Raw genomic sequence first — 337 nt, 5'->3', positions numbered from 1 at the left:
ATCCAGCAAGCCCTCGTCCGTGACACCCAGAAGCGGACGGGCCACATCGTAGGTCAAGCCATCGGGCCCCGCGCCCGCCAACAGCTGGTCCAAGATGGATAACGTGTCACGCGGTGACCCGCCGCCGGCCTGGATGACCATGGGGTACACGGTGTCATCCACGTGGACGTTCTCCGAGGCCACGGTGCGCTCCAGCAGCCCCTTCATCGCCGGCGGGGTCAGCAGGCGGAAGGGGTAGTGGTGGGTACGCGAACGGATGGTGCCGATGATCTTCTCCGGCTCCGTCGTGGCGAAGATGAAGATGACGTGCTCCGGTGGTTCCTCGACAACCTTGAGC

General features: G+C 65.0%; 1 pseudogene. It reads right to left on the bottom strand.

The features are described from left to right. Nucleotides 1-337: pseudogene (locus tag ACXIUA_RS01235) on the bottom strand (DNA polymerase III subunit gamma and tau); the annotation flags it as partial.

The sequence above is a fragment of the Corynebacterium sp. UMB8791 genome (assembly GCF_054166365.1).
This window is presented reverse-complemented; position numbering and strand designations above follow the sequence as displayed.